The sequence below is a fragment of the Mesorhizobium sp. M5C.F.Ca.IN.020.32.2.1 genome, assembly GCF_004023105.1.
GTDB classification, from domain to species: Bacteria; Pseudomonadota; Alphaproteobacteria; order Rhizobiales; family Rhizobiaceae; genus Mesorhizobium; species Mesorhizobium wenxiniae.
Genome location: NZ_RZSX01000115.1, coordinates 1 through 10446 on the forward strand (window position 1 = coordinate 1; position 10446 = coordinate 10446).

The 10446-nt window shown below is 64.2% G+C and carries 8 protein-coding genes and 2 pseudogenes; 6 read left to right on the forward strand and 4 right to left on the reverse strand.

From position 1 onward, the window contains the following. Window positions 1–651: 651 nt before the first annotated feature. Both EOA86_RS08435 and panB read right to left on the reverse strand, forming a co-directional pair. A pseudogene (locus EOA86_RS08435) lies at window positions 652–938 on the reverse strand (pantoate--beta-alanine ligase); the annotation flags it as partial. Next, on the reverse strand, window positions 935–1795 hold the full coding sequence (panB, locus tag EOA86_RS08440) for a 3-methyl-2-oxobutanoate hydroxymethyltransferase (protein WP_128341216.1): 861 nt from the start codon (window positions 1793–1795) through the stop codon (window positions 935–937). The pseudogene EOA86_RS08435 and the gene panB, both read right to left, overlap by 4 nt. Before the next feature lie 189 nt (window positions 1796–1984). Here panB and EOA86_RS08445 point away from each other — a divergent pair, with 189 nt between their 5' ends. The 6 genes from EOA86_RS08445 (at window position 1985) to EOA86_RS08470 (ending at window position 9331) form a co-directional block, all read left to right on the forward strand. Then, window positions 1985–2953, forward strand: a complete 969-nt coding sequence (locus tag EOA86_RS08445; protein ID WP_128341217.1) for a hypothetical protein — start codon at window positions 1985–1987, stop codon at window positions 2951–2953. A gap of 60 nt (window positions 2954–3013) precedes the next feature. Beyond that, window positions 3014–3988, forward strand: a complete 975-nt coding sequence (gene nadA / locus EOA86_RS08450) for a quinolinate synthase NadA (RefSeq protein ID WP_128341218.1) — start codon at window positions 3014–3016, stop codon at window positions 3986–3988. Then, on the forward strand, window positions 3985–5532 hold the full coding sequence (locus tag EOA86_RS08455; RefSeq protein ID WP_128341219.1) for an L-aspartate oxidase: 1548 nt from the start codon (window positions 3985–3987) through the stop codon (window positions 5530–5532). Before nadA ends, EOA86_RS08455 begins: the two co-directional genes overlap by 4 nt. Before the next feature lie 2 nt (window positions 5533–5534). Next, the gene (gene nadC, locus EOA86_RS08460; protein ID WP_128341220.1) at window positions 5535–6383 is read left to right on the forward strand and encodes a carboxylating nicotinate-nucleotide diphosphorylase; all 849 of its coding nucleotides are present in this window, start codon (window positions 5535–5537) and stop codon (window positions 6381–6383) included. A gap of 243 nt (window positions 6384–6626) precedes the next feature. Then, entirely contained in the window at window positions 6627–8099 is a 1473-nt protein-coding gene (locus EOA86_RS08465; RefSeq protein WP_164891625.1) for an ABC transporter substrate-binding protein, read from the forward strand. Further along, a complete protein-coding gene (locus EOA86_RS08470) occupies window positions 8096–9331 on the forward strand; it encodes a pentapeptide repeat-containing protein (protein WP_128341222.1) in 1236 nt (411 codons plus the stop codon). The genes EOA86_RS08465 and EOA86_RS08470 overlap by 4 nt, the downstream gene beginning before the upstream one ends. Window positions 9332–9400: 69 nt before the next feature. Here the strand turns inward: EOA86_RS08470 and EOA86_RS08475 are convergent, their stop codons facing one another. After that, the gene (locus EOA86_RS08475; RefSeq protein ID WP_206629976.1) at window positions 9401–10177 is read right to left on the reverse strand and encodes an inositol monophosphatase family protein; all 777 of its coding nucleotides are present in this window, start codon (window positions 10175–10177) and stop codon (window positions 9401–9403) included. Then, window positions 10174–10446, reverse strand: a pseudogene (locus EOA86_RS08480) (DUF4996 domain-containing protein); the annotation flags it as partial. The pseudogene EOA86_RS08480 and the gene EOA86_RS08475, both read right to left, overlap by 4 nt.

Below are 10446 nucleotides of genomic sequence, written 5' to 3' on the forward strand. Positions count from 1 at the left end.
TACTTGTTTAGATCCCCCTGAACCGCCGATATAGAGCGTTTCCTGGGCGATCACGGCCGACGGCGCGATTATGGTGGCGATCAAGGTGGATATGGCAGCAATACAAAGAGTGGTTCTCATGGTTGCCTCCCATTTCGTTTGAGCTTTGTTGCGTGAATCATAAGGATTCGCGGTCGAGGGCCTGATCGCGAAAAAGAAGGCCTTCATTTTGTTATTGAAGCAGTAGGAGTGGCCTTTACCCTTAAGCTGTGCCTGTTTTCTGCGCCTCTTTGCGCCATTGGGTCTCCTCCTCGCATGTGAACAGCGGGCTTAGGTTGCTTCCCGACCTTTAAACGAAAGACGTCGACCACGCGTATGTCCGACAAATCGAAGTCGAATTTGTCGGAGGCGATCTGAAGAGTGTCGCAATTGGTCGGCCAGAATGGCCTCGCTGATTAAGTCAGGACCGGCGGCTGCTTTTCCCAGTCTCGATGCGTCTGTTGCCAGTAGGCATTTAGTCGTCTCTCCTCCGATTTTTTTTGGGAGTATCAGCATGCCAACACACTTATGTCTAATCAGAAATTGCATGGCAAACATACCGAAACTTTATGGGACACGATCAACGCCGTGAGGATTCTGGCAGCGTCGGATGCTGGTGGAGGAGGCCGCGCGTATCTCGCCGGCATCGGGTGCGTAGAGCATGTGCGCGCCGAGGGGCGCGAGCTTCGCCGCGTCCGCGTCTTCCGTGCGCGGATAGGCGGCGAGGTCGGCCGCGCTGTTGAACTGCTTCGGATTGACGAAGAGCGTGACAATCACGCGGTCGGCCTGCGCCAGCGCCGCGCGCACGAGGCTCAAGTGCCCCTCGTGCAAGGCGCCCATGGTCGGCACCACGGCAATGTTGGCGCCTTCGCGACCGTCGCACGGAGCGCGGCGAGGGTTCTCACGATGGGTACGCTCACGCTGCTTCTCCGTTCTTGACGCTGCTGGTGCCGACACTCTTTGGGACATCCGCGAAGACATGCTCCGCAGCCGGAAAGCATCGGTCGCGCACCTCGTTTGCATAGGCCGCGATCGCAGCTTCCGCTTGATCGCCGAGATCCGCGTAACGCTTCACGAATTTCGGCCTGAACGCGGTGAAGAGCCCGAGCATGTCGTCGGTCACCAGGATCTGGCCATCACAGGCGGGCGATGCACCGATGCCGATCGTGGGGATGGCGATTTCTCGGGTGATCCGCCGCGCGAGAGGCTCAGGCACTTTCTCCAGGACGACGGAAAAGGCTCCCGCTTCCGCGATCGCTGCCGCGTCGCGCCGGATCCGCTCCGCCTCCTCTCCCCGCCCCTGCACGCGATAACCGCCAAACGTATTCACCGCCTGCGGCGTCAGGCCGACATGCGCCATGACCGGTACACCACGAGCGGTCAGGAAGCGGATCGTGGCGGCCATGCTCTCGCCGCCTTCCAGCTTGACCGCTGCGCATCCGGTCTCCGCCATCAGGCGAGCAGCGTTGCGGAAGGCCTGCTCAGGTCCCTCCTCGTAGGAGCCGAACGGCATGTCGACGACCATCAGCGCCCGCTCGACGCCGCGCCGCACCGCCTTTCCGTGCATGATCATCATCTCGACAGTGACGCCGAGCGTCGACGGCAGGCCGTGCAGCACCATGCCGACACTGTCGCCGACGAGCACGATGTCGCAATGCGGGTCGACGAGCCTCCCCATCGGTGTGGTGTATGCAGTGAGACAAACCAGCGGCGTGCCGCCCTTGCGGGCGAGCACGTCCGGCGGCGTGACCGCTTTCGTTTCACCAGATGCGCTCAACAGAGCCTCCTTCCCTTACGGTACCGCCGGCCCGGGGGCGGCCTTGGCACAAACTTGTGCCGGTGCGAAGAGCCAAAAAGGGGCCCACCGCCGCGCGGCGTTGACGGCCGGACCGGCGCAGTTCACGCTTGTTGCCAAGCGCTCCAGCCACGTCGTGCTGAAGCTCGGCCGAACCGCTTCCGAGGAAACATGCAGGACCAGGCGACGGGAACAAGAAAGCGGAAAACTGCCGGCAGGGCCCACGAGATGAACGTGGACCTGATCGCGGTCGTCGTAGCCGTCACCGATGGCAAGCCTTGCGTGCTCACGATCGGACAGGCAAATGCGTTGCCCTCCGGCCCGTTCGAACTCGGTCATCGCTCCCTGCAGTCCGGCCTGAGGGCATGGGTGGAACAACAGACCGGCCACCCGCTCGGCTACATCGAGCAACTCTACACCTTCGCCGACAGCGACCGGATCGGCATCGAACGGCAGCAGCGTGCGATCTCGATCAGCTATCTCGCGCTCACACGTGAAGAACATGCGGGACGCTCGCCTCAGCGTCGCTGGCGAAGCTGGTACGACTATTTTCCGTGGGAGGACGACCGCACCGGCACGCCGCCGGTCGTCCAGGACGTCCTTGAGCCGCGGCTGCTCGCCTGGGCGGACAGCACCGGTGATGCCGCGACGCGGCGTGAACGGCGGCAGCGTTGCGCGATCGCCTTCGGCTTCGACGATCGCCCCTGGAACGAGGAACTGACGCTCCAGCGTTACGAACTGCTCTACGAGGCAGCCCTGGTAGAAGAGGCGACGCGTGGCCGCCGGGCGTCCCAGCCTTCGCCGCTCCCGGGCCTGTCGATGATTGCCGATCACCGCCGCATTCTGGCGACCGGTATTGCGCGGCTGCGCTCCAAGATCAAATACCGGCCCGTCGTCTTCGAGCTGTTGCCGCCGGTCTTCACCTTGCTGCAGCTGCAGCGCACGGTGGAAGCGCTCGCCGGTAGACTTGTCCATAAGCCGAACTTCCGCCGTCTCATCGAACAGCAGGAACTGGTCGAGGAGACCGGGGCTACGACGACCGATACGGGCGGCCGTCCGGCGAAGCTGTTCCGTTTCCGCCACGCCGTTCTGGCCGAACGATCCGTCGCTGGCACGAAATTGCCGGGGGCGCGCGCTTGACATAGCTTATTCTCACAGTAAGTATATGCCAATTATACTCATCCGGAGCATAATTGGAAGATGCTCGTTCAAGTCCCTACCGCCGCGTCCCTCTACGATCACGTCCGGCGGGTTATCCCGCCAATCGAGTGGCCAGTCTTCTCCGATGACATCGACGCCATTCTTGCGCTGAAGCACAAGCGCAATGCCGTCATCCTGGCGCACAACTACCAGACGCCCGAGATCTTCCATTGCGTGGCCGACATCGTCGGCGACAGCCTGGCACTTGCTCGCAAGGCGATGACCGTCGATGCCGAAATCATCGTGCTCGCCGGCGTGCACTTCATGGCCGAGACGGCGAAGCTGCTCAATCCGGACAAGACCGTGCTCATCCCGGACCTCGCTGCCGGCTGCTCGCTGGCCGACTCGATCACGGCGGCGGATGTGCGGTTGATGCGCCAGCGCTTTCCCGGTGTGCCGGTCGTCACCTATGTCAACACCTCCGCCGCGGTGAAGGCCGAGTCCGACATCTGCTGCACCTCGGGCAATGCGCTGGCCGTCGTCGAGTCCCTCGGCGTGCCGCGCGTCATCATGCTGCCGGACGAATATCTCGCGAAGAACATCGCGTCTCAAACTGGCGTCGAGATCATCGCCTGGAAGGGGCACTGCGAGGTGCACGAGCGCTTCACGGAGGCCGACATCCGCGAACTGCGCGAAGCGCATCCGGGCGTCACCGTGCTCGCCCACCCCGAATGCCCGCCCGAGGTCGTTGCCGAGGCGGACTTCGCCGGCTCGACGGCGGCGATGTCCGACTATGTCGGACAGCATAGGCCGGTGCGCGTCGTGCTGATGACCGAGTGCTCGATGAGCGACAACATCGCCGTAGAGCATCCCGAGGTCGAATTCGTCCGGCCCTGCAACCTTTGCCCGCACATGAAGCGCATCACGCTCGCCAACATCCGCGCGGCGCTTGAGGAGAACCAGTATGTCGTGACGATCGATCCGCAGATCGCCGGTCACGCTCGAAGGGCCGTGGAGCGGATGCTCGTCATATGACGATCGACATTCACGATCTTCATGGTCGGCCTGTGATCGTCGGCGCGGGCATCGCCGGGCTCATGACGGCGCTCCATCTGGCGCCCGAGCCTGTCGTCCTTCTCTCCAGGACACCGCTGGGCGCCGAGGCCTCCAGTATGTTCGCCCAGGGCGGGCTCGCGGCGAGCCTCGCCTGCGACGACAGCCCCGACCTGCATTTGGGCGACACGCTCGCCGCCGGCGATGGGCTTTGCGACGAGGCGACCGCGAGGCGCGTCGTCGAAGCCGCGCCGAAAACGATCGAAGACCTCGAGCGCCTCGGCGTCCCTTTCGACCGAGATCGCCATGGAGCCTTTCGGCTGGGACTCGAGGCCGCCCATTCGCGTCGGCGGATCGTGCATGCCGCTGGCGACGGTACCGGCCGCGAGCTGATGCGCGTGCTGGCCGCCGCGGCGCGGAGCACGCCTTCGATCAGGGTCCTGGAAGGGTTGGAGGCTAGGCGCCTGCTCGTCGAGGACGGCGCCATTGTGGGCGTGCTTGCGGCCGGGAGTAAGGGGGCGCTGGCTTTCCCTACCCGCCGCGTGGTGCTCGCGACTGGCGGCATCGGCGGCCTTTTCGGCGACACCACGAATCCACTCGGCTCGCTCGGGCAAGGTCTGGCGCTCGCCGCGCGGGCCGGTGCGGAGCTCGCCGATCTCGAATTCGTGCAGTTCCACCCGACCGCCCTGGACAGCCACCTGCGCCCGATGCCACTGGTGAGCGAAGCGGTGCGCGGTGAAGGTGCTGTCCTCGTCGATGAGCACGGCCGACGCTTCCTCGCCGAAACGGACGGCGGCGAACTCGCGCCGCGCGACGTCCTGGCCCGAGCGGTTTGGCGTCAACTCGCCGCCGGCAAGCGCGTGTTCCTCGATTCACGGCAAAGCCTCGGCACGAAATTTGGCGAGCGCTTCCCTGCTATCGCGCAGTCGTGTCGGGAGTCAGGCATCGACCCTACCACGGACCCAATCCCGGTACGGCCAGCAGCGCATTATCACATGGGTGGCGTGGCCGTGGACGCCGAGGGCCGCAGCTCCGTGGAAGGCTTGTGGGCATGCGGCGAGGTTGCCTGCACCGGCCTGCACGGCGCCAACCGGCTCGCCAGCAATTCGCTCACCGAGGCTGTGGTATCAGCCGCCTGGGTCGCCCAGAGCGTCGCCGCCAAGTCATCGGATGGGCACCGGCCCCAATTCCAGGCCGTCGTGCCGCCAGGGCCGGATGCGGCGCGCATCCGTCCCATCGCCTCGCGAGCGATCGGCATCGTGCGCGACGGGGAGACTTTGCGCGAAGCCGCGGCGACCTTGCTACGGCTTGCTGCTGGCCGCACGGCCGCTTCCGATCCGGCGCTGGTCGCGCTGATGATCACGGTCTCAGCCAATCGCCGCGAGGAAAGCCGCGGCTCGCATTTTCGGTCCGACTTCCTATCGCATGACCCGCACCCGAGCCGGTCACGGCTGACGCTCGACGACGCACTCGAGGCGGCCGCCGCCCTCACCGAGACCGTGCCGCCAATCGCCAGGAGCGCCTGACCATGGAATTGATGCCGCCGCCGCAGCTCATGGTCGAGCCGCTGGTGCGGACCGCGCTGCTGGAGGATCTCGGCCGCGCCGGCGACCTCACGACGGACGCGGTCGTTCCCGCGGACGCGGTTGCGACGATGGCGATCGCTACACGACAGCCGGGCGTGATCGCCGGACTCGACGTGGCCGCCCTCGCCTTCCGCCTGATCGATCCTGTCTTCGAGATCGAGGTGGGACATCCCGACGGCAGCGATGTTGCTGCCGGAGCCGTTGTTGCAACAGTCCGCGGTCCCGCCCGCGCCCTGCTCACGGCGGAGCGGACGGCGCTCAACTTCCTGTGCCACCTCAGCGGCATCGCGACGGCCACCGCAGGGATCGTGGACGCCGTGCGCGCCCACAAGGCGCGGATCGTGTGCACACGAAAGACGACGCCCGGCCTACGGATGCTCGAGAAATACGCCGTGCGCGCCGGCGGTGGCGCAAATCACCGCTTCGGGCTCGATGATGCCGTTCTCATCAAGGACAACCACATCGCGATCGCCGGCGATATTCGTAGCGCTGTCGAGCGCGCACGCGCTGGCGTCGGTCACATGGTCCGGATCGAGGTCGAGGTCGACACGCTCGATCAGCTCGAAATCGCGCTTGCCGCCGGCGTCGACGCGGTGCTTCTCGACAACATGTCGGTCGAGGAACTCGCGCGGGCGGTCGCCATGGTCGGCGACCGTGCCATCACTGAGGCGTCCGGTCGCGTCACGCCGGCGACAGCGCCAGCGATCGCAGCGACAGGTGTAGATCTCATCTCGATCGGCTGGCTCACGCACAGCGCGCCGATCCTCGATATCGGACTGGATTGGAAATAGCCTTCGATAAGGGGCGTTGCCTTCAAAGGCTATGGCTGCTCCGCCACGACGATATGGCTGGAGTGGAATTCCTTCCACCAGCGCGTCTAACGCCCCTGTGGGAATGCCCGGCCGCATGCAAGCAGTTGTCTATCGCAGCTTTTTCGCGTGGCGACGGCACATGCTCCGGTTTATCTGCTAGGAATACTTGGATAATGGCGAGGGGAGACGATGACCCGTGGGAGCTTGACTCGAAGAGGTTTCTTGGCCGGCGCGCTTTGCATGCCGGCCATCCATGCAGCGCAGGCGGACTGTTCAAGCCCGGCTTTGCGAGTACGCGTGCGACGGGAATTCCGTTCGTTCGATCCGGCGGATGCCCGCGGCGAGGACGGGATCATCACCCGAAACCTGTTGGCACCTCTGGTGCGTTTCGCGAAGCGTCAAGGCAGCGATCAGTGGCGGTGGGAGCGGCACATTGTCGACAACATCTCCGAGGGCGATCCCAAGCGCTACGCGTTTACCTTGAGAGATGAAGGTTGGCGCAACGCATCCTCGGTCTCCGCAGAAGACGTGGCGTTTTCCTTCGAGCGCATTGCCGGTTTCAACGGTGGCCTCAGCGACGCCAACAACCGGCAGAGCTGGAGTGGCCTGAAGTCGGTCGACATTGCCGATCAGAGATCGGCGGCGATCGTATTGGAGTCCGAACGCCCTGACCTGCTCACGACCACTTTGCCCGGGGTCGCAGGCTGCGTGGTCAACAAAAGCTATGTCAGTGGGCTTTCTTCCGGCCGATTCACCTTTGACCCAGGCCCTACCTCAGGCCGGTACGATCTCTGCGATGTTGTCCCGGGGGATTATGCAAAGCTGATCAAGGACCGAGACTGGAAGGGTGACAAGGTTGAGGTCGAAAGCGCAATCTTTCGGGTGATAAAGGACGATAAAGCGGCGAAGGAGATGTTCCTTGCCGGACAGATCGACGTCTACCGGCCCGATCTCGATGTACTGAAGGTTGCTGTGGCAGAGGGCCAGCCGGTGACCCGCGCCGCAACCTCCCGCACCAGCATCCTCGTCCTCAACCAGGATGGCGCGCTCGCCAACTTTGAGCTGCGCCGGGCTGTACAACTCGCCGTGGACCGCCGCGCCGTTGGGTTCGCGGCCTACCAGGATGAAAATGCGCAGGTTGCGACCGGGCTTATTCCTGATGGTTGGACGGGCTGGAGCAAGGAGCCACTTGTGGCTTTCGACCCGGATGAGGCTGCGCGTCTTGTTGCCGCCAACCCACTGTCGGAGACCTTACGGATCGCCACCTTCTCGGATCAGACTCTGATGAGCATGGCGCTCCAGGTTCAACAGGATCTGACTCGGATCGGATTGCGGAGCGAGGTCATTCCGCCGGAGGATGGAGCTTGGCTGGCGATCAGCAACAAGACCGCAGATATCCTCGTCACGTTGACCGCGCCGCAGACCTTCGGGTCTCTCGAGACGTTCAGCTATTTCACCTCGAGGTCCGATCTTCGGTGGAACACCAATCCCGAGTTCGACAAGATGTTCGAGACGGCGGTAATGCAACCCAACAGCGAGTTCCTTTTCCAGTTGCAAAGCCTGCTGGTCAACAGCGGTGTCGTCGTCCCAATGGTGGACGACCATGCCGCATATGTGGTCAATTCCAGGGTGATGCCAGCCTTCAATCCCGACGGCCAAGTCGGCGATGTGGGCTCCTGGACCATCGTCCCGTGAGAATCACGAGTCTTGGCCTGTGCCTTGCGGTGATGCTTGCTGGAGCGGCGCAGGCAGCGCCCGGCGACTGCTCCCGCACCCCTCTTCGCGCGAAGCCGGCTGACCTCGCCAGGATCCTGAAGGAACATGGCCGGTGGCTGGCCACATGGGACAAACCTAACCCAAAGGGTCGGCAAGCCGACCTCAGCCACCTCGATTTGAGCGGGGAAAAGTTCGTCGAGGTCGACCTGCGGCGTGCAAAATTTGCCGGGTCGAGACTGCAGGGCGCGACTTTTGACAAGGCCAGGCTCGACGAAAGCGATTTCACCTGCGTCGAAGCGGAAGGCGCCTCCTTTGCGAGCGCGGATCTCTTTTTGGCAACGCTCACCAACGCGTCGCTCGTCGGTGCGGATATAGCCGGCGGGAAGCTCGGCGGCGCCAAGCTCTCGGGTGTTGACCTCACCAACGCCAACTTCACCGACGCAGACTTGCGGCGGGCGGATCTGCAACGCACGCTCCTGCGCAACACGCACCTCGAGAAGGCGGCATTCGCTGACGTGAACGTCGCCGAAGCGGTATGGCAGCCCGTCGACCTCCCGGATGTCGGCAGCATGGGATCCGTAAGTAACCTGAGAACTCTTAGGCTCGATTCCGAGAAGGCCGAGCCCGGCGGCTTGAGCCGCCTGGTCAAGGGACTGCGCGACGCTGGGTGGGACAGCCAGGCCAAAGAAGCCGCTCATGCGCTGGAGCGCGCCACCGTGGCTGTCGACCTTGGCAATTGGAATAGACCGGTCGCAGCTCTTTGGGCACTCGTTCGAGCAGCGATCGGGTTGCTGACGGACTACGGGCTCGCACTTGGCCAAGGTCTCCTGGTGCTGGTCCTGTGGAACGCCGCGTTCATTCCGCTCTACTACTGGTGCGGCTTCAGCCCGGCCCTCAATCGCCGCTCGGGCATTGTACGGGTCATTCCGGAGAAGACCTTGCAACCCGGGCCGACCGGCGAGCGCTACACGAAGGACGTCACGGTCGTGCCGCTCGCGCCTCAAACCCGGCTCGGACGGGCTTTTTGGGCTTCGATTTTTGCAGGGGTAGCCGCCGTGCGGTTCGGCATTGGCAGCTTTAGCCTGCTCGGTTTGCTGGAGCGCTATGTAAGCGGGTTCGCGGCCACAGGACGGGTCAGCTGGGCGGCCGACGTTCAATCCTTGGTAAGCGCGCCCCTTCTTGCTGGGCTGGTCTATGCCTACTGGTTGTAGCGCGCAGTGAGCATGGTCGCGCGTAGCTGAGGAAGGCCGCCAGGGCACGGCCGGCGTCGAGGCCAAACTCTAGCCAGCTCGCCCAAGGGCGGAGAACCTCGAAGCGACGACCAGGAAATCATGTGTGCCGGCCGCTATCGGGAACTTGTGGTGAAGGCCAACATCTCGCCAATCCACGGTGCTCTCGCCACCCAGCTGTCCGATGATCGCAAGGCCTGCCATCACGTCCCAGCTCGACTCCCCCAGGCTGATGTAGCCATCGACGTGGCCGAGAGCGACACTCAGCAACGAGACGCTTCCGCAGCCGCTGTTTCGAAACACCATTCCCGCTTCGCGGCTCACAAATGTCACGAGGTCCGCGCGGCGCGAGTCGGTGTCCGCCGGGCCGAAACCGAGCGCGACCGCGGCACGTGACGGATCGATCGGCGCCAGCGGCGGGATCAGGTGTCCGTTGAGACGTGGCGGCACATCAACGCCGCCGAAGACCAGTTTGGCCTGCGCGGGAAGATTGAGGACCCCGAAGACCGGCCGTCGGCCGTCGAAGAGACCGATGGATATGGACCATTGGTCGGAGCCGCGCACGAAGTTGAGGGTTCCATCGATGGGATCGATGACCCAGGTCCGCCCGGATCGGCTTCGAGCTGCCGAGCCCTCCTCGCCGACGATCCCGTCGTCTGGAAACGAGGCTCGCAGCCTGTCGACGATCACCCGCTCGACCTCCCGATCGGCCTGGGTGACAAGGTCGAGATAGCCTTTTGACTCGGCCGTAACCGAGACGTCCTGGTGGAAGTGCTCGATCGCAATCTCGCCAGCCTCGAGCGCAATGGCCTCGACGACATCAATCACGATGCGGCCATTAGGCTGCCGCCCGCGCGATCTGTGGCAAACGCCCGCAGCAGGTCGGCGTGGTCTGTCTGGATGACCGAGACGCCGGCGTCGATCAGCCGCCCCCAGATGTCATCGGGATTGTCGCGCGCGGCGGTATCGGTGAAGCCGCCACAAGCCACGCCGTCCAGCGTATTGCACCACAGCGCGATACCGGCGGCGGCGAACCGATCGCTGACCGCCGTTATGTCGCCCAGCGTGTCATAGACCAGCTCGCAGACCGCGGGGGC

Coding starts and splice junctions, on each gene's coding strand:
- nadA (WP_128341218.1), top strand. CDS start 3,014: ATGCTCGTTCAAGTCCCTACCGCCGCGTCCCTCTACGATCACGTCCGG.
- EOA86_RS08445 (WP_128341217.1), top strand. CDS start 1,985: ATGCAGGACCAGGCGACGGGAACAAGAAAGCGGAAAACTGCCGGCAGG.
- EOA86_RS08455 (WP_128341219.1), top strand. CDS start 3,985: ATGACGATCGACATTCACGATCTTCATGGTCGGCCTGTGATCGTCGGC.
- nadC (WP_128341220.1), top strand. CDS start 5,535: ATGGAATTGATGCCGCCGCCGCAGCTCATGGTCGAGCCGCTGGTGCGG.